This window comes from Caulobacter sp. RHG1 (genome assembly GCF_013181195.1).
GTDB lineage: Bacteria > Pseudomonadota > Alphaproteobacteria > Caulobacterales > Caulobacteraceae > Caulobacter.
Map to the genome: position 1 here is coordinate 712,098 of NZ_SMZP01000001.1, position 18,193 is coordinate 730,290.

The 18,193-nt window shown below is 67.9% G+C and carries 20 protein-coding genes and 1 pseudogene; 16 read left to right on the forward strand and 5 right to left on the reverse strand.

Translation table 11 applies throughout. The features are described from left to right. Positions 1–68 precede the first annotated feature (68 nt). From E1H18_RS03265 to E1H18_RS03285, 5 genes are all read left to right on the forward strand, one after another. The gene (locus tag E1H18_RS03265; protein ID WP_172263620.1) at positions 69–350 is read left to right on the forward strand and encodes an SH3 domain-containing protein; all 282 of its coding nucleotides are present in this window, start codon (positions 69–71) and stop codon (positions 348–350) included. A gap of 82 nt (positions 351–432) precedes the next feature. After that, a complete protein-coding gene (locus E1H18_RS03270; RefSeq protein ID WP_172263621.1) occupies positions 433–843 on the forward strand; it encodes a hypothetical protein in 411 nt (136 codons plus the stop codon). Between the two features lie 58 nt (positions 844–901). Then, positions 902–2,983, forward strand: a complete 2,082-nt coding sequence (locus tag E1H18_RS03275; protein ID WP_172263622.1) for a TonB-dependent siderophore receptor — start codon at positions 902–904, stop codon at positions 2,981–2,983. A gap of 16 nt (positions 2,984–2,999) precedes the next feature. After that, positions 3,000–3,464 carry a copper chaperone PCu(A)C gene (locus E1H18_RS03280; protein ID WP_172263623.1) on the forward strand — a complete coding sequence of 155 codons (465 nt, stop codon included), beginning with the start codon at positions 3,000–3,002 and terminating at the stop codon, positions 3,462–3,464. Further along, a complete protein-coding gene (locus E1H18_RS03285; RefSeq protein ID WP_172263624.1) occupies positions 3,464–4,036 on the forward strand; it encodes an SCO family protein in 573 nt (190 codons plus the stop codon). The genes E1H18_RS03280 and E1H18_RS03285 overlap by 1 nt, the downstream gene beginning before the upstream one ends. A 45-nt stretch (positions 4,037–4,081) precedes the next feature. Here E1H18_RS03285 and E1H18_RS03290 read toward each other — a convergent pair whose 3' ends face one another. Together E1H18_RS03290 and E1H18_RS03295 are read right to left on the reverse strand one after the other, a co-directional pair. After that, entirely contained in the window at positions 4,082–4,222 is a 141-nt protein-coding gene (locus tag E1H18_RS03290) for a hypothetical protein (RefSeq protein ID WP_172263625.1), read from the reverse strand. Positions 4,223–4,332: 110 nt separating this feature from the next. Further along, positions 4,333–4,575, reverse strand: a complete 243-nt coding sequence (locus tag E1H18_RS03295) for a DUF1272 domain-containing protein (RefSeq protein ID WP_172263626.1) — start codon at positions 4,573–4,575, stop codon at positions 4,333–4,335. Positions 4,576–4,845: 270 nt separating this feature from the next. Between E1H18_RS03295 and carA the strand changes: the two genes are divergently transcribed. Beyond that, the gene (gene carA / locus E1H18_RS03300) at positions 4,846–6,012 is read left to right on the forward strand and encodes a glutamine-hydrolyzing carbamoyl-phosphate synthase small subunit (RefSeq protein ID WP_172263627.1); all 1,167 of its coding nucleotides are present in this window, start codon (positions 4,846–4,848) and stop codon (positions 6,010–6,012) included. Positions 6,013–6,307: 295 nt separating this feature from the next. On the opposite strand, the gene E1H18_RS03305 is transcribed toward carA, so the two are convergent. After that, positions 6,308–6,547 carry a flagellar basal body rod C-terminal domain-containing protein gene (locus E1H18_RS03305; protein WP_172263628.1) on the reverse strand — a complete coding sequence of 80 codons (240 nt, stop codon included), beginning with the start codon at positions 6,545–6,547 and terminating at the stop codon, positions 6,308–6,310. Positions 6,548–6,942: 395 nt separating this feature from the next. On the opposite strand from E1H18_RS03305, the gene E1H18_RS03310 reads away from it, so the two are divergent. Continuing rightward, entirely contained in the window at positions 6,943–8,637 is a 1,695-nt protein-coding gene (locus tag E1H18_RS03310) for a M20/M25/M40 family metallo-hydrolase (RefSeq protein ID WP_172263629.1), read from the forward strand. A gap of 19 nt (positions 8,638–8,656) precedes the next feature. Beyond that, positions 8,657–9,356: pseudogene (locus E1H18_RS03315) on the forward strand (DUF998 domain-containing protein). A gap of 8 nt (positions 9,357–9,364) precedes the next feature. On the opposite strand, the gene E1H18_RS03320 reads toward E1H18_RS03315, so the two are convergent. Further along, positions 9,365–9,985 carry a TIGR02466 family protein gene (locus E1H18_RS03320; protein WP_172263630.1) on the reverse strand — a complete coding sequence of 207 codons (621 nt, stop codon included), beginning with the start codon at positions 9,983–9,985 and terminating at the stop codon, positions 9,365–9,367. Between the two features lie 112 nt (positions 9,986–10,097). On the opposite strand from E1H18_RS03320, the gene E1H18_RS03325 reads away from it, so the two are divergent. The 8 genes from E1H18_RS03325 (at position 10,098) to E1H18_RS03360 (ending at position 17,201) form a co-directional block, all read left to right on the forward strand. Continuing rightward, positions 10,098–11,000 (forward strand): hypothetical protein, encoded by a 903-nt coding sequence (locus E1H18_RS03325; RefSeq protein ID WP_172263631.1) that lies wholly within the window; start codon positions 10,098–10,100, stop codon positions 10,998–11,000. A gap of 9 nt (positions 11,001–11,009) precedes the next feature. After that, a complete protein-coding gene (locus tag E1H18_RS03330) occupies positions 11,010–11,201 on the forward strand; it encodes a hypothetical protein (RefSeq protein WP_172263632.1) in 192 nt (63 codons plus the stop codon). 49 nt (positions 11,202–11,250) lie between these two features. Further along, entirely contained in the window at positions 11,251–13,164 is a 1,914-nt protein-coding gene (gene uvrC, locus E1H18_RS03335; protein WP_172263633.1) for an excinuclease ABC subunit UvrC, read from the forward strand. Between the two features lie 66 nt (positions 13,165–13,230). Continuing rightward, on the forward strand, positions 13,231–14,346 hold the full coding sequence (locus E1H18_RS03340) for an energy transducer TonB (RefSeq protein ID WP_172263634.1): 1,116 nt from the start codon (positions 13,231–13,233) through the stop codon (positions 14,344–14,346). 46 nt (positions 14,347–14,392) lie between these two features. Then, positions 14,393–15,412 (forward strand): glycosyltransferase family 2 protein, encoded by a 1,020-nt coding sequence (locus E1H18_RS03345; protein WP_172263635.1) that lies wholly within the window; start codon positions 14,393–14,395, stop codon positions 15,410–15,412. Between the two features lie 2 nt (positions 15,413–15,414). Then, on the forward strand, positions 15,415–15,840 hold the full coding sequence (locus tag E1H18_RS03350) for a GtrA family protein (RefSeq protein ID WP_370526414.1): 426 nt from the start codon (positions 15,415–15,417) through the stop codon (positions 15,838–15,840). Positions 15,841–15,855: 15 nt separating this feature from the next. After that, a complete protein-coding gene (locus tag E1H18_RS03355) occupies positions 15,856–16,581 on the forward strand; it encodes a bifunctional 2-polyprenyl-6-hydroxyphenol methylase/3-demethylubiquinol 3-O-methyltransferase UbiG (protein ID WP_172263637.1) in 726 nt (241 codons plus the stop codon). A gap of 80 nt (positions 16,582–16,661) precedes the next feature. After that, positions 16,662–17,201, forward strand: a complete 540-nt coding sequence (locus tag E1H18_RS03360) for a hypothetical protein (RefSeq protein ID WP_172263638.1) — start codon at positions 16,662–16,664, stop codon at positions 17,199–17,201. Positions 17,202–17,223: 22 nt separating this feature from the next. On the opposite strand, the gene E1H18_RS03365 is transcribed toward E1H18_RS03360, so the two are convergent. Then, positions 17,224–18,192 (reverse strand): SDR family NAD(P)-dependent oxidoreductase, encoded by a 969-nt coding sequence (locus E1H18_RS03365; protein ID WP_172263639.1) that lies wholly within the window; start codon positions 18,190–18,192, stop codon positions 17,224–17,226. Position 18,193 lies beyond the last annotated feature (1 nt).

Below are 18,193 nucleotides of genomic sequence, written 5' to 3' on the forward strand. Positions count from 1 at the left end.
CCGCCGCAAGCGGCGGCGGCGATGCCTCCGGCCTCGAACTGAACACGTCCACTTGCTACTAGGGACGGATGCAGATGAGATTTGCCCTGGTCGCGGTGGCCGTCACGGCGCTGATGGCCGCGACTTCGACCCATGCCGAGGAACGCGCCCGTGTCCGGGTCTCCAGCCTGAAATGCCGCGCCACGCCCGAGCCCGCCGGCCAGGTCGTCGCCAAGCTGCGTCGTGGCGAGCGGGTACGGGTCGTCGGGCATAGCGCGGCCTGGGCGAGGATCCGCACGAACGGTCATCCGCCCTGCTGGACGGCGCAGCGCTACCTGACGCCGGATGCGGACGCCTATCGCGGGCGCTGACCCTTAAGGCCGCCAACCCTTAAGGATGGGGCGAGACATCACGCCTCAAGACATCCGTCGCGCGGTGCGTTAAATCGCCCTCGTGCCCCGCCTGACCGCCCTCGTCAGACCGATCGCCCGCGACGCCTTCCTGGTGCTCGCGACCCTGGCGATCGCGCTGAAGATCATGTTGCCGGCCGGGTTCATGCCGGGCGCGACGCCGGTCAACGGCTTGCCCTTCGCGCTAGTGCTCTGCACCGCCGACGGCGCCAAGGTCGTCGAGCCCGGCGAGGCCCACAAGACGTCGGACGAACCCGCTGGCGCGACGCACGACCAGCCCTGTCCGTTCGCGACCCAGGGCGCGGTCGTGCCGCCACCGACCGTCGCCAGCGTCGGCGAGACCCTGGCCGTCGCCTATGTCGAGGCGCCTGCCCCGCTCGCGCGCACCGTCATGCCTGGGCGCGGCCTTGCCGCCCCGCCGCCGCCCAAGACCGGGCCCCCTTCGATCGCCTGACCCTTCGCCGCCGCCCGCGCTCGCGAGCGGCAGATGCTGTCTGACGATCGGATTTTTCATGTCCTCTCTATCGACCCGCCGCGCCCTCCTCGTGGGCGCCGCCTGGCTTGCCTTCGCGACCACCGCCCATGCCGACGACGCCGACTCCACCGTCTCCTCGGTGACCATCACCCAGGCCCGCAAGGACCAGAGCCTGCTGCTGGGCGCGCCCGCCGCCTATCTCGACACGCCGATGTCGACCTCCAGCGTGCCGACCGACCTGGTGCTGGACCAAGGCGGTACGACCCTGCTGGACGCCCTGCGCAACGTGCCCGGCGCCCAGGCCGACCTCAGCTTCAGCGGCAGCCATTCGCAGGTCGTCGTGCTGCGCGGCTCGATCGCCGACAGCGGCACTCAGAGCAGCCGCATCCTGCGTGACGGCGCGCGCCTCTCGAACTACGCGTTCACGCCCGCCTTCGTGGACGAAGTGCAGGTGCTGCGCGGCCCCGGCGCGGCGGCCTCGACCCGTTCAGAGCCCGGCGGCACAGTGGCCCTGGTCACCAAGGCCCCGCAGATGAGCGACTTCGGAACCGCCTATGCCCGGGTCGGCGCGCACAATGCTCGCGAGGCCTGGATCGACGTCAACCGAGTGCTGTCCGAGCGCCACGGCGTCGCCGGCCGCGTCGTGCTGGTCCATTCCACCGAAAGCGAGTGGCGCCACGTCAAGGACGAGCTGCAGGGCGTCAAGCTGGGCGTCTCCAAGACCGACGGCGACCGCTATCATCTGACCCTGGATTTCGAAGCCACCAACCAGACCTACAATCCCGACTTCGGCCTGCCCGCCCTGAACGGCAAGGTCGTCGCCGTGCCGCGCGACCGCCAGCTGGGCGAGCCGTTCGCGGACTCGACGACCGACAACCGGGTCTACAGCCTGCATGGCGACTACCGCCTGACCGACAACACCCGCCTGTCGCTCGACTATACCCACCTCGACGGCAAGACGACGTCGGTGCGCAACTCGGTGTTCTCGATCGCTGCTGGCCAGCCGGTCGGGACCTACAACCGCGCCACGGCCTACGAGCCCGGCGGCAAGCGGATCATCGACTCGCTAGCGCTTGGGGCGACCTCGATCCTCCGGACCGGCGCCGCGACCCACAACCTCTATGTCGGCGCCGAGTACTATGCCGAGGACCTGAACCTGCCGTCGCTAACCGTGCCGGCCGCCAGCAATCCGCGGATCAATGTCTACAACCCGGTCTACGGCCTGGTCGTCGCCCCGACCGGCGTCCTGCCGCGCAGCCTGACGATCCAGGACACGAAGAGCTGGCTGGTCACCGTGCAGGACCGCATCGAGATCGGCCGCTTCAACCTGGTCGCCGGGATCCAGTATGTCGACCTGGACTCGGCCTATGGCGTGGTCGGGGTGGTCAAGCCGGTCAGCGAGAAGCGCTGGTCGCCCAAGCTGGGGCTGACCTATGCGCTGACGCCGAACCAGAGCCTCTATGCCAGCTTCAGCACCGGCAGCGCCTTCCAGCCGGTGATGACCACGTCTGGCCAGTCCGCGCCGATGCGGCACTCAAAGCAATATGAGGCCGGCTGGAAGCTGGATCTGGGCGAGGGCCGGCTGCGCGCCGACGCAGCCCTGTTCCGCCTGGACCACAGCAACATGATCGCCGGCGATCCCGCCTTCTTCGGCCGCTTCCTGATCGGCGGCGAGGCGCGCTCGCAGGGGCTGGAGGTCTCGGTCAACGGCCAGGTCACCGACCGGCTGTCGCTGAACCTCGCCTACGCCAACACCGACGCCAAGTATCGCGCGGCCAGCCTCTATCCCGGCCGGCATATCCCCAATGTCGCCCGCGACTCCGGCAGCGTCTGGGCCAACATGCGGTGGGACGCCCATTGGCGCACGGGCCTGGGCCTGGCCGCCCAGGGCGCCCGCTATGCCGATGGCGCCAACACCACGCGCCTGCCGGGCTATGTTCGCGTCGACCTGGTCCAGGCCGTGAAATTCGCGGTTCAGGGCCGGCCGCTGGAGGTCCAGCTCAATATCGAGAACCTGCTCGACCAGGACTACTTCGCCGGCAGCCACGTGCATGTCGCCCGCTACATCCTGCCGGCCCAGGGGCGCAATGCCTCCGTCAGCCTGGCCTATCGTTTCTGATCCCCGGAGCCCGATCATGAAGACCTTCGCTTTCACGACCCTCTCCTCCTCGATCTTGGCCGCCCTCGCCATGTCCGCCTGCGCTCAAGCCGCGCCCGCCGCCAAGGTGGTCGCCACCGACGCCTGGTGCCGCCCCGCCCCCGCCGGCGCCCTGGCCGGCGGCTGCTACGTCACCCTGAAGGCCGCCGCCGACGACCGTCTGGTGTCGGTCGAGACCGCCGCCGCCGATCGTGGCGAGATCCACACCATGTCGATGGACGGCGGCGTCATGCGCATGCGCAAGCTGGCCGACGGCATCGCCCTGCCGGCCGGTACGAGCGTAGCGCTGAAGCCCGGCGCCGAGCACCTGATGATCATCGGCCCGAAGATCGCCCTGACGGCCGGCGCCAAGGTTCCGCTGGTGCTGAAGTTCCGCAACGCGCCGCCGGTCAAGCTGGACGCCGTCGTCCGCATGCCCGCCATGCCGGGGATGGCGCACTGATGCGCGGGCTGGTTCTGGCCCTGGGCCTCTGCGTGCTGCCGCTGGCGGGCTGCGGAGCCAAGGACGCGACCGAAACGCCCAAGGCCTCGGTACAGATCGGCGGGCCGTTCAATCTGGTCGACCAGGACGGCAAGCCGGTCACCGAGAAGGATCTGCTGGGCAAGCCCACGGCGGTCTTCTTCGGCTTCACCTATTGTCCGGAGGTCTGTCCCACCACCCTGACCGACCTGACGGCGTGGCTGAAGGCGCTGGGCCCCGACGCCGACAAGCTGAATGTCGTGTTCGTCTCGGTCGATCCCGAGCGCGACACGCCCCAGCAGCTGAAGCTCTATCTGTCGAATTTCGACCCGCACATCCGCGGGCTGACCGGCACGCCGGACGAGATCGCCAAGACCGCCAAGGCCTATCGAGTCTATTATCAGAAGGTCCCGCAGGACGGCGGCGAGTACACGATCGACCACTCGTCGGCGATCTATCTGTTCGACCGCAAGGGGACCTTCGTGGCGCCGATCGGCTACCAGTCCCCGCCCGACATGGCGCTGGCGCAACTGCGCCGGCTGATCAAGGGCTAGAGTTCATGCTCGCGCCGGGGCGTTTTGCGCTCCGGCGCGCCGTCTTCAGAAGGTGAGGACGGCGAACACCACGATCGACACCGGCACCGCCGCCGACAGGGCCAGGTTCAGCAGCGTCTCGCCGACGCCGAGCACGACGCGGGACGACAGCTCGGAAATCTTGGCCTGGGATTGGGCGGGAATCATTCGGTGGGGCTCCTTTGACGCTGGAGCTTGCACCGGGAGCGGTTAATGACCTGAAAGCATGGGCCACATTGGCCTTGCGACAGATTGTCCCGAGACCAGCGTTCTTCGGCTTAATGCGGCAGTCTGTGGCCGCGGCTCACCCGACGCAGAGAGGCCGGGAAACGGTGCAGCTGGTTCTCGGGCCGGATCGGTCTGGCGACCAGCCCGCCCCCGCAATCGGGACAGGCCGCATCGAACCGCTCGTCCGCGCATGCCGAGCAGAAGGTGTGCTCGAAGGTGCAGATTCGGGCCGCGTCGCTGGCCGGCGGCAGGTCGGCGTCGCAGGACTCGCAATTGGGGCGCAGTTCGAGCATGGGTCCGTCCTCCCGTGTTCGTCTGATCTTGGCTTGGAAGCCCCGCACCATAAGGGCTTTTCGCTCCGTCGCGCGAGGCCGCGCGGTCGCATATCACGGGAATGTGGAGCCAAGCGAAATCCGCGTGATCGCGAGGGGTTGACCCCCCCTCTCATACCCCCTAGACACCGCGCCGTTTGCGCGGCGGGCCGGGGTTACTCCCTGCCCGCTTTTTTGCAAAAATAGACCGCCCAATTCCGGGCCCGACCGCGTCCAGGAGCGCTTCCAAGAATGTCCCAAGACCTTCTCCCCGGCGTTACCGGCGTTCTGGCCCTGGCCGACGGCACCATCCTGCAAGGCGTGGGCTGCGGCGCGGTCGGCGACGCGGTCGGCGAGGTGTGCTTCAACACCGCCATGACGGGCTATCAGGAGATCCTGACCGACCCGTCCTACATGGCCCAGATCGTCGCCTTCACCTTCCCGCACGTGGGCAATGTCGGCACGAACGTCGAGGACGTCGAGCAGATCACCGGCGTCGCCGAGACCGCCGCCCGTGGCGCCCTCTTCCGCGAAGTCCCGACGCAGCAGGCCAACTGGCGCGCCGGCGGCGACTTCGACGCCTGGATGAAGGCGCGCGGCATGGTCGGCCTGGCCGGCGTCGACACCCGCGCCCTGACCCGCAAGATCCGCGAGACCGGCATGCCGCACGGCGTCATCGCCCATTCGCCCGACGGCCAGTTCGACCTGGACGCCCTGGTCGCCAAGGCCAAGGCCTGGGCCGGCCTGGAAGGCCTGGACCTGGCCAAGGACGCCTCGACCACCCAGACCTTCACCTGGGACGAGGGCCTGTGGTCGTGGCCGGAAGGCTACGCCAAGCTGGACAAGCCCAAGTACGACGTCGTGGTCATCGACTATGGCGTCAAGCGTAACATCCTGCGCGCCCTGGCCCATGTCGGCGCCCGCGCCACGGTGGTGCCGGCCTCGACTTCGGCCGAGGACATCCTGGCTCGCAATCCCGACGGCGTGCTGCTGAGCAACGGCCCGGGCGACCCGGCCGCGACCGGCGCCTACGCCGTGCCGGAAATCCAGAAGCTGGTGCAGAGCGGAAAGCCGGTGTTCGGCATCTGCCTGGGTCACCAGATGTTGGCCCTGGCTCTGGGCGCCAAGACCGTGAAGATGGAACAGGGCCACCATGGCGCCAACCACCCGGTCAAGGACCTGACCACCGGCAAGGTCGAGATCGTGTCGATGAACCACGGCTTCACCGTGGACTCGTCCTCGCTGCCGGCTCCGGTGCAGGAGACCCATGTCTCGCTATTCGACGGCACCAACGCCGGCATCCAGCTGGCCGACAAGCCGGTGTTCTCGGTGCAGCACCACCCGGAAGCCTCGCCCGGCCCGACCGACAGCCTCTATCTGTTCGAGCGCTTCGCCGGCCTGATGGACAAGGCGAAGTAAGACCCGCCCAACGCAAAAAGACTCGCCATTACCGACGGCCCCACCGGCTGCGGAATGGCGAGTTAAAGGTCTCGTCGTCGTTATTCCCGGATGTCAGCTCCAGGCGTGGTGCCGCCTCCCGCGAGACTAGGGGCGCTTGCGGGAGGCGGCGGCCGGACACCCCCGGGGCAATAGGGGGGCGCTTCGGAGGTATCCGGCGGCTCGCACCCGTCCGCTTCGCCGGACAGCTTGGTCCGGCGATCAGGTCGGGCGTTATGTCGAAACCTGGTGGAGCGCGAGCGCTCCCTTCGGCGCGCTAGACCTTGAGGTTCAGCAGCGCGCCGGACATCTGGTCGGCTGTGCGGATGACCGCGGCGTTGGCCTTGAAGTCGACCTCCGCACTGATCTGCCCGACCCGTTCCTTCACGTAGTCGACGTCATTCACCTGCTCGACCCGGTCGGCCTGAGCGCCCGCCGCGGCCACGCGCTGGGCGCTGGAGCTGAGACGGTCGGCGGCTGCCATCATTCCGGCGGCGGCGATCGAAAGAGCCTGCATGAGGATGTCCCCCTCAAAGATTGGCGTCAGCAAAGTTGCTGTTGTTGACGTTGGTTATCGCGGCGGTTGGGTTAAGCAGCTGCAACCAAAAATGGTAAAATTCATACTCTGGTCATCTTTTTTAGCGCGCGTTAACCCTTTTCGGGGACACCCGAACGGCGCTGGAAACAGGGTGAATCTGTCGCTAACCGAAACCTGCTTGGAACATCTCAAGCCCTTGCAGCGCCAAGCCTTGGCCGCGCCTTGCCGGAACGACGTTCCGCATGGGAAATCCTGCCCCACATTACAAAACGTTCAGGTTGCGACCCTCGACAAGCCGTCAGCACACCGACATGGTTCGCCCCCTGCTGCGGGCCCCGAGGGGCGGCGCCCGCGCCCTAGGAGTTTCCCTGCCTATGTCGTTTACGCGTCGCGCCGCGCTCGCCAGCGCAGCCTTGCTCATGGTTGCGCAACCGGTCCTCGCGGCCACTCCGGCCAAGCCTGCCGCTCAGAAGACGGTCAAGACCGCTACGTCGGACTTCGTCCCGTCGGCCGAAGCCATCAAGGCTCACATGGGCTTCCTGGCCGATGACGCCATGGAAGGCCGCGAAGCCGGCACTCGCGGCTACGACATCGCCGCCAACTATGTCGCCGCCCAGTACGCCCTGCTCGGCGTCAAGCCGGCCGGCGGCGCGGGGTCCTACCTGCAGCCCGTGCCGCTGCTGGCCTTCCGCCCGGTCGGCGAAGGCGTGCTGACCATCACCGGCGCCGACGGCAAGCCGGTCGCTCTGAAGTACGGCGAGGACTACCTGCCCTCGGGCCAGGCCCAGGCCGCCGAGCTGAACCTGGACGCGCCGCTGGTCTTCGTTGGCTACGGCGTCGTTGATCCCAGCCGCAACCGCGACGACTTCGCGGGCCTGGACGTGAAGGGCAAGATCGTCGTCATGCTGACCGGCGCCCCGACCTCGATCCAGACGGAAGAGCGCGCTCACCTCAGCAGCCCCAACACCAAGCGCACCGAAGCCCAGAAGCGCGGCGCCATCGGCGTTCTCACCATCCCGACCACCAGCGGCGAGAAGCGCCGTCCGTTCGTGCGCGGCCTGTCGGGCATGAAGGAATGGCGCGTGGTGTGGCGCAACGCCCAGGACGTCGGCTCCATCCGTGCGCCGGGCGCTCCCGCCCTGGCCAGTATCAGCCTGGCCGGCGCCGAGAAGCTGTTCGCCGGCGCCCCGACGCCGCTGGCGACCGTCCTGGCCGAGGCCGAGACCCCGGCCGGCGCGGTCAAGGGCTTCGCCCTGCCCTTCAAGGCCCAGATCGCCCTGAAGACCGAGATCGAGAAGCGCGAGAGCAGCAACGTGGTCGGCCTGATCGAAGGCTCTGACCCGACGCTGAAGGCCCAGACCATCATCCTGTCGGCCCACCTCGACCACATCGGGATCAAGGACAACGCCAAGCCGGGCGAAGACCGCATCAACAACGGCGCTCTGGATAACGCCTCGGGCATCGCCACCCTGCTGGAGGTCGCGCGCGGCTTCAAGAACAGCAAGGTGCGCCCCAAGCGCTCGATCGTGCTGCTGGCCGTGACCGCCGAGGAAAAGGGCCTGGTCGGCTCGGACTACTTCGCCACCAACCCGACGGTGAAGAAGGCCGACATCACCGCCGACGTGAACCTGGACATGCCGGTGCTGCTGTATCCGTTCACCGACGTCATCGCGTTCGGCGCCGACCGCTCGACCATCGGCGCCACCGTGAGCCGCGCCGCCGGCCGCGTGGGCGTGGCGCTGTCAGGCGACCCGATGCCGGAAGAAGGCCTGTTCACCCGCTCGGACCACTACCGCTTCGTCGAGCAGGGCGTGCCGTCGGTGTTCCTGATGACCGGCTTCCAGAACGGCGGCGAGAAGGCCTTCACCACGTTCCTGAAGACCAACTACCACCACCCGGGCGACGACCTGAACCAGCCGATCGACTACCAGGCGGCCGCCAAGTTCGCGCTCGTGAACTACGAGATCGCCCGCGAACTGGCCAATCAGCCCGAGCGTCCGGTGTGGAAGAAGGGCGACTTCTTCGGCGGCGCCTTCGCCCCGGCGGGTCATCCGTCCGCGGCGAAATAAGCTGCGCTGAAAAGCTTGATTGACCCGGAGGGCGGCGGAAGGGATTCTGCCGCCCTCTTGCTTTTCGGACCTCTGGATTTCGCGTGACTCTCCGCACCGGCGCCTTCCTGAAGATCGGGGTGATCGCGCCGGCCATCATGGTGGCAGACGTGTGGCTGGCGCAGCGGCTGTTTCCGGGCTTCGACGCCGGCGCTCAGTTCATCAGCGAGCTGGGCGGCCCAGCCGCGCCCCTGCCCGAGGTCTTCAACTACGGCATGATGATCGCCGGCATCGCGGGCCTCTTGGCCGGGGCCGGCTTCGCCCATGCGCTGGAACAGGCCGGCAGCCGCCGCGCGGTGTCGGCCTTCGCAGGGCTGTTCGTGGCGCTGACGGGCCTGGGCGCCTTCTTCGCCGGCGTGTTCCACTGGCCCGATCCGATGCACCGCGCCTGCGGCGTGGGCCTGGCCATCCAGTTCGCGCCGCTGTTCACGGCGTGGGCGCTGTGGGGAAAGCCGGGCTACCGCCGGCTGGCCAGCTTCTCGCTGGGCTGGTTCCTCGGCCTGCTGCTGGTCTTCGCCCTGCTGACCGGGGTTTGGAACGTGCGCACCGGCAACGACGTCGGCTTCTGGCAGCGCGGCCACGCCTTCCTGGGCCTGCTGTGGCTGGCCATCGCCGCCTGGACCCTGGAGAAGGGCTGGAAGGCGTCGCTGACCGCCGAGCCTGAGGCCGCGACCGCTTAACGCCCCCCTTAACGCCAGGCGTAGTTGAAGCTGACGCTGATCCGCTGCTCGTCGGCGCGATTGGGCGTCACCTCGTGACGCAGCCAGCTCTCCCACATCAGCACCGTGCCGGGCGCGGGCTGGACGTAGACGAACGGCTGCAGGCCCTCGGGCGCGTCGGCCTCGCGGGTCGGGGCGGCCATCATCATCGCCAGGCGCGGATCTTCCAGCTTCAAGGCCGAGGCGCCCGGCGGGATGGTGATGTAGACCGTGCCGGAGATGACGCTGTGCGGGTGGATGTGGCTGGTGTGCTGGCCGCCCGGCTCCAGGATGTTGATCCAGTAGCTGTCCATGACCAGCTTGCCGCCGGCCAGGTCGAAGCGCAGCTCCTTGGCGAAGGCCAGGGCGTGCTTGTCCAGCTTGCGCTTGAGGTCGTCGAACAGGCTGTCGCGCTGCGCCAAGTCGTTCAGCGAGGCGTAGGACGTATAGCCCAGATAGCCTTTGTTGTAGGCCCAGGCCTGGCCGGCGTCGTCGTCCTCGGCGATGGCGATGCACGCGTCATGCAGGTCGTCGATGAAGGTGTCGAAACCCTTCTCCCCAGCCAGGGAAGCTTCATAGAGCGGCGTGACGAAGAGCGAGCGCATGGTCATGGAGCGCGGCGTAGTCCACCCGGTTCAAGGATGTCAAAGACACTTTATAGTTGTTTCACAAAAAGATTAATGCGAGAGTGGAATATCAGTGTTCTTCCAGCGGGGGCGGGGAATGCGTACAGCTTTCATGACGACGGTTTTGCTGGCGGCGGCGCTCGGGCTGGGTGGCTGCGCAAGTTTCGAGGGATATCCCTCCCACAGCGTGGCCGCGGATGAGGTGTCGGCGTGCCCGGTTTCGGCCGGAACACTCGCGACCCTTCAGCGAACCGACTACGACACCGCCCGCAAAAGCGCCAGCACGAGCGACGCCGAGCGGCGGAGGCTGCGAAACATCTTCATCGATAGCTGCATGGGCGCGATCAATGCGAGCTATCGCGCGTTCGCCCGCGAGCTGACCGGTGATCAGAAGTATTTCAATGTCGGAACCGATGTGGCCGCGGGGGGCTTCACGACGGCCGCGACCCTGGCGAAGAGCGCCAGAACCAAGACCTTCCTGGCGGCCTATGCGACCACGATCCTTGGCCTTCGCAGCAGCGTCGACAAAGAGGTTTTCCTCGGGAAGACCCTCACCGCCCTGACCGCCCAGATGGACGCCTCCCGCAAGGTCGTGATGGTCGACATCATCATCGGCCGGAACGAACCCGACAGCGACTATTCACTCGATACCGCGCTTCTGGACCTTCAGGAACTCTATGAGGCCGGCAGCATCAACAGCGCGATCACCGCCGTCACCGCCGACGCCGGAGAGAAGAGCAAAGAGGCGAAGGCCGAAATCAAGGAGTTCCGTTACAAGTCCACGGCGGATGCGCAGACCGACAAAATATACGCCTACTTCGCCGCCAACACTCCCGGCGACGGTGCAAGACTAAGTGAAATAGTCAAATGCACATCTTCCGCCGCCCGCATGACGCCGATGGATGCTCAGTTGGAAGCGCTGCGCGTCTCCGAAGCCGGGAGCCCTGTTGAACGCGCGGAGATCGTCGGCTGCCTCAAGGGCAAGAACCTCATCCAATAGGAGCCTGGAATGTCCGAGCTGCACGAGACACCCGCCAGCGAAAAGAAGCTCAAGCAAGTCGTCTATGAAGGCGTTACGGAAGAGCGCCGCCCGACTGTGATTCGCATTCTCTGGCTGAGCAAGGCGATCAAGGTGGACGCCGTCAAGACCGGAGAAACCTATACGATCACGGCGTTGATCGAGGTCCCCGCAGCCGAGTAGACAACTCTGCCCCATCGCGCCCGTCGCCGCCTTCCTCGGACTCGCCTATATGTCGGGCGTGACCGACACGACTGACGACTCCCCTACCCCGCCCCGCCTCATCGGCGCCGCCCTGATCAAGGACGAGGTCACGCGCCTGCCTGACGCGCCGGGCGTCTACCGCATGATCGGCGACGCCGAGGAAGTGCTGTACGTCGGCAAGGCCAAGAGCCTGAAAAAACGCGTGGTGCAGTACGCACAAGGCCGCTTCCACACCAACCGCATCGCCCACATGGTCGATGCGACGCGGTCCATGGAGTTCGTCACCACCCGCACCGAAGCCGACGCCCTGCTGCTCGAGATCAACCTGATCAAGCAGCTGAAGCCGCGCTTCAACGTGCTGCTGCGCGATGACAAGAGCTTCCCAGAGATCGTTATCCGCCGCGATCACGACGCTCCGCAGCTGCGCAAGCATCGCGGCGCGCACACGATCAAGGGCGACTATTTCGGACCGTTCGCCAGCGCCTGGGCGGTCAACCGGACGCTGAACACCCTGCAGAAGGCCTTCCTGCTGCGCTCATGCAGCGACAGCGTCTACGACGCTCGCGACCGGCCCTGCATGCTGCACCAGATCAAGCGCTGCGCCGCGCCGTGCACCGGCCTGATCGGCAAGGACGACTATCAGGCCCTGGTCGACCAGGCCGAGGCTTTCTTGAGAGGAAAGTCCCGCGCGGTCATGGCGTCCATGGCCAAGCAGATGGAAGAGGCGGCCGAGGAGCTGGAATTCGAGCGCGCGGCCCGCCTGCGCGACCGCATCCGCGCCCTGTCGGCCGTCGCCCAGGAGACCCAGATCAATCCCGAGACCGTGGACGAGGCCGACGTCGTGGCCCTGCACGTCGAGGGCGGCCAGGCCTGCGTGCAGGTGTTCTTCTTCCGCGCCGGCCAGAACTGGGGCAACCGCGCCTATTTCCCGCGGGTCGCCGGCGCAGCCGACGAGTCCGAGGACGAGACGACCACCGAGGAACAACGGATCCTGACCGCGTTCCTGGGCCAGTTCTATGACGACAAGCCGATCCCGCGCCTGATCCTGGCCAATCTGGAGCCGGCCGAGATCGGGCTGCTGTCCGAGGCCTTCGCCCTGAAGAGCGGCCGCAAGGTCGAGATCGCCGTGCCCAGGCGCGGTGAAAAGGCCGATCTGGTCGGCCACGCCCTGACCAATGCCCGCGAGGCCCTGGGCCGCAAGATGGCCGAGGGCTCGGCCCAGACCAAGCTGCTGGCCGGTGTGTGCGAAGCGTTCAAGCTGGAAGCCCCGCCCGAGCGGATCGAGGTCTACGACAACAGCCACATCCAGGGCACCAACGCCGTGGGCGGCATGATCGTGGCCGGGCCGGAAGGCTTCATGAAAGGCCAGTACCGCAAGTTCAACATCAAGAGCACCGAGCTCACCCCCGGCGACGACTACGGCATGATGAAGGAGGTGCTGAAGCGCCGCTTCGCCCGCCTGGTCAAGGAAGAGGAGGAAGGCGACAGCGACAACCGCCCCGACCTCGTGCTGGTCGACGGCGGCAAGGGCCAGCTGGACGCGGCGCTGGAGATCATGGCCGATCTTGGCGTCGACGACATCGCCGTCGTGGGCGTCGCCAAGGGCCCGGACCGCGACGCCGGCTTGGAGCGCTTCTTCATCCCCGGCCAGACGCCGTTCATGCTCGAGCCCAAGTCGCCGGTGCTCTACTACCTGCAGCGCCTGCGCGACGAGGCCCACCGCTTCGCCATCGGGGCCCATCGCACCCGCCGCAGCATGGACCTGAAGAAGAACCCGCTGGACGAGATCGAGGGCGTCGGGCCCGGCCGCAAGAAGGCCCTGCTGCACGCCTTCGGCTCGGCCAAGGGCGTGGGCCGCGCCAGCGTCGAGGACCTGGTCAAGGTCGAGGGCGTGAGCCAGGCCCTGGCCGAACGCATTCACGGCTTTTTCCGCAAGGGGTAGAAGGTTCACTTGACGGTCGCGCAGGCGGCGGGGATAGCTAGCTCAACCTTAGATCGCGGAGCGCCCATGCGCGGTTTGCTGCTGGCCCTGGCTGTCGTGTCGCCCGTCACCGCCCTGGCGAGCGTCCCACCGCCGCCCGTCACCGAAAACGCGGCGGAGATGCAGCTGGTCAGCTTCGCCGCCGCACCAGTCGTCACCTGCGCCCAGGGAACCGCCCGCCTGGTCGAGGGCGCACCGCCCTCGCCACGGACCTGGCAGCCCTGGCGGCCGCCGGGCGCGCCCGCCCCCGTTCCGCCGACGCTCGCCGCCCATACCTTCTCGATCAACGCCGAGGGCCGGGTTCTGGATCTGAAGAGCACGACCCCCTCGACGCAGTGGCTGGCCCAGGAACAGGCTGCCGCCATCGTCAGCTGGCGGTTCGCGCCGGGCGCGCCCGCCAGCGGCTGCAGCGTCGATCTGGCGCCGACCTACGTCCCGGTGACCGCGGCCTCGCCGGCCCGGCTGTTCGCCCTGCTGGCCGCCGAGGGCCGCAATACGCCGCTCCCCGTCCGCAAGGCGCTCGCCGCTGGCGGCGACTGTGGCGAGGCAACGCCGCGCCGTCGCCCGCAGATGGTGATCTATCCCGACCTGCGCCCCTTCGAGAACAAGACCCTCGATCCGGCCTGGGCTGGCGTACGCTACGACATCGACGCCAGCGGCGCGGTCCGCAATGTCCGGGTCGCGGCCCAGCACGGAGAGCCCGCCTTCGCCGACGCCGCCGCCTCGGCCGTTGCAGAGGCCCGGTTCTTCCCGGGTCCGGCGCGCACCGGCTGCTACGCGGCCTTCAAGGCCTCCCCGCGCGCTACGGAGGCGCCCGCCCGGCCGGACGCCAAGCGCTTCGATCGCCCCGACGACGCTTGCAAGGTGACCCGCGAGGCGCTGAACATCCCGGCGGCGAAGTTCTACCCGCCGGCCTACGCCAAGCAGCGCGTTTCCGGCTGGGCGATCGTGCGGTTCGACGTCGCCCCCTGGGGCCAGGTCGGGGCCATCGAGGTGCTGGAAGCCCAGCCCAGCGCCGCCTTCGGCGATGCGGCTCGCAGCCTCGTGCAGTCCGCCCGCCCCAGTCCGCCGGCCAGCGGCTATCGCGGCTGCGTCATCCCGATCGTCTACGCTATTCCGTCGCCTCCGGAAGACAACGACTAGCACGCGCCCCCTCCCCCTTCGCGCGCAACGCGGTTAAACCATCGCCATGGTTCAGCCTGTCGTATCGCCCGTTTCCATTCCGCCCCTGCCCGTCGTCGTCGCCCGTTCACGCGCGGGCAAGCGCCTGTCGATCGTAGCCCCCTGCTACAACGAGCAGGAGGTGCTGGACCTGTTCTTCGGCCGCATCGAGGACGAGCTGGCCCAGCTGGGCGTCGACTACGAGATCGTCTGCGTCAACGACGGCAGCCGCGACCACACCCTGGCCGTGCTGCTGCGCCATCATCAGCGCAACCCGAAGATCAAGGTCATCAACCTGGCCCGCAACTTCGGCAAGGAGACCGCCCTGTCGGCCGGTCTGGACGCGGTGATCGGTGACATGATCGTGCCGATCGACGTCGACCTGCAGGACCCGCCCGAGCTGATCGGCCAGTTCATCACCGCCTGGGAGAACGGCGCCGACGTCGCCTATGGCGTTCGCATCGATCGCAGCAGCGACACAGCCCTCAAGCGCTTCACCGCCCAGGGCTTCTACAAGGCCTTCAACCGCCTGTCGGACGTCGACCTGCCCTACAACGCCGGCGACTATCGGCTGATGGACAAGCGGGTGGTGGACGTGTTGCGCCAGCTGCCCGAGCGCAACCGCTTCATGAAGGGCCTGTTCGCCTGGGTCGGCTTCCGCCAGGAGGCCGTGCCGTATGCGCGCCCCGAGCGCGCGGCCGGCTCCAGCTCGTGGCGCTACTGGAAACTCTGGAACTTCGCCCTGGACGGCATCACCTCGTTCAGCACCGCGCCGATCCGGGTGTGGAGCTATGTCGGCGTCGTGGCCGGCGTGCTGGCCGCCCTGGCTGCGCTGTTCCTGGTGCTGCGCACGCTTCTGGAGGGCAACAAGGTCCCCGGCTACCCCTCGCTGATGGTGGTGATCCTGACCGGCTTCGCCATCCAGATGCTGGCCATCGGCTCGCTGGGCGAATACGTCGCCCGCATCTATCAGGAGGTGAAAGGCCGCCCGCTGTACGTGGTCATGGACCGCTACGGCTTCGACGCCACGCCCGGAGCGGACGCTTGAGCGTGGCCGCGATGCTGACCCCGGCCCGACGGGATTTCCTACTGTCCGCGCTGCGCTACGGCCTGGCGGGCGTCATCAACACCCTGGTCGGCTTCTCGATCATCATCGCCCTGGACGTCGGCCTGGGCCTGGACGCGCACCTGGCCAACGCCGTCGGCTATGCGGTCGGCATCTGTGTCAGCTTCGCCCTCAGCAAGCTCTTCGTGTTCAAGGACCGGCAGACCAAGGCCCGCGCGCCGCTGCGCTACCTCACCGCCGTGGCCCTGGCGTTCGCGATCAACCAAGGCGTCCTGACCCTGGCGCGCTTCGTGGTTCCGCCGGGCGCGGTGTTCGATGTTGCAGCCCAGGGTGCAGCCGTGGTCAGCTATACCGCGACGCTGTTCCTGCTGAGCCACTTCTGGGTCTTCGCCCACCAGCCGGACGCCTAAAGACCAGGACTCGCCATGGAACGCCTGATCTACGACCGCATCCGCGACCTGGAGACCGACCACTGGTGGTTCGTCGGCCGGCGTAAGATCCTGCGTCAGCTGCTGCGCCGCATCGGCACGCCCGCCGGCGCCCGGATCCTGGAAGTCGGCTGCGGCGCAGGCGGCAATGTCCCGCTGCTGCGCGAGTTCGGCTCCGTCGCGGCCCTGGAGCCCGACGACGAGTCGCGCGCCTACGCCTCCGAGCGCCTGGATCTGAAGATCGACTCCGGCCTGCTGCCCGACGGCCTGCCCTATGCGCCCGAAAGCTTCGACCTCGTCTGCGCCTTCGACGTGGTCGAGCACGTCGACGACGACGCCGGCTCGGTCAAGGCCCTGGCCCGCCTGGTCAAGCCGGGCGGCGCGATCCTGACCACGGTGCCGGCCTATCAGTGGATGTGGAGCCACCACGACGTGGCCCATCACCACAAGCGCCGCTATCTACTGCCGGCCTATCGCGCCCTGTTCGACCAGGCCGGGCTGAAGGTCGAGACCGCGACCTACTTCAACACCCTGCTGTTCCCGCTGGCCGCCGTGCGGCGGACGGCCAAGAAGCTGCTCAAGGACGAGAGCGCCGACGACGCCATGCCGCCCGCCTGGCTGAACAAGACCCTGGCCGGCGTCTTCTCGCTGGAGGCGCCGCTGGCCGTGGGCGGCGGCCTGCCGTTCGGACTCTCGATCGCCGTGATCGCTCGCAAGCCCTGAAATTACTTTCGTAAATTTTATACTTGTAATTTTCGCTGCCGGATTCGAACCTCCCATCGAATGAGACGGGAGGCGCGGCCATGGCTTTGCGAAACTTCGGGACGCCAAGCGCGAGGCGATCGCTGACGCCCAGAGTCATTTCCGCCATTGCGGTCGTCGGGCTGCTGGGCGCCCTGGCCTTCACGGTCAAGGATCTGGTGCGGTTCGAGCGGGCCAACGCCATCAAGCCGCCGGCCTCCCCTGAAGACATCGCTCCAGCGCGGATCCGGGCCGAGGCGGAATGGCGGATCGTACGTCCGCGCCTGGAAGCCCGACTGGACCAGAACACGCCGCTGGAGCTGGGCGCGGTCTGGTCCACCCGCGCCGGCCAGATTTGCGGCCTGGTCAACGGCCGGGGCAGCTTCGGCGGGCTGGCCAGCATGGTGCGGTTCTACACCGTCGACCGACAGCCGGTGTTCCACCGCGACGCCGACCACGTCGCCTTCCAGCGCGCCTGGTTCGAGTGCCGCCGCGATCCTTATGTGACCCTGAATTCGGGCCCGGCCGAGCCGGGCTTCTGCAGCAGCGCCCAAGGCCGCCGCCACTGCTACGACGTCGTCAACGGTGTGCGGCGGGAGTGACATCCACTCCCGCCTGGCAGCCTTAGAAGGTCTCGCCGACCATGGTCTCGCTCAGCGCCCAAAGGGCCTGGGCGCGGGCCGGATCGAGGGCGTAGCTGCGCACGCCGGCGCGGATCTGCGAGGCGTCCTCGACCAGTTCCGCGACGTGGCAATCCTCGCAGTAGCGCCCCGCGACCTCTTCCACCGGCGCCTTGACCCCGGCCCAGACGCTGGTCGCCGCGCCCTGCGGGATGGTCTTCCACTCGATCGGCGGCTGGCCCTGGGCGGCCGCCTGGGCGTTCAGCTGGTCGATCCATTGCTGAATGAAGCTCGGCTCCAGGTGACGCGCCAGCTCGGTCTGGATGCCGCCCGGATGCACGGCGGTCGCCCGCACGCCGCGGTCCTTGTGCCGACGATCGAACTCGACGGCGAACAGGATGTTGGCGGTCTTCGAGCGGCCATAAGCCTCGAACGGCACGTATTCGGTGGTCTCGAAGGTGGGGTCTTCCAGGTTCACGTCCGCGAACCGGTGGCCCGACGAGGCCAGGGACACCACGCGTGAGCCGGCCTTCAGCAGGCTGGCGATGCGATTGATGAACACGAAGTGGCCCAGGTGATTGGTGCCGAACTGGGTCTCGAAGCCGTCGGCGGTCTTGCCGAACGGCGGCGCCATGACGCCGGCGTTGGCGATGACCAGATCGAAGGTCTTGCCGTCCGCGACCAGGGCGTCGGCGGCGGCCCGGACGCTGGCGAGATCGGCCAAGTCCAGTTGGATCAGCTGCAGCGAGCCGCCATGGGCGGCGGCGGCCTCACGGACAACGGCGGTCGCGCCTTCGGCCTTGGCCAGGTCGCGGGCGGCGCCGACGACATCCGCGCCATGGGCGGCCAGGACGCGGGCGGTCTCCACGCCCAGGCCGGCCGAAACGCCGGTGACCAGCACGCGCTTGCCGGAAAGATCGACGCCGGCCAGGACGTCGTCAGTGGTGGATTGGGCGCCGAATGGATTGCTCATG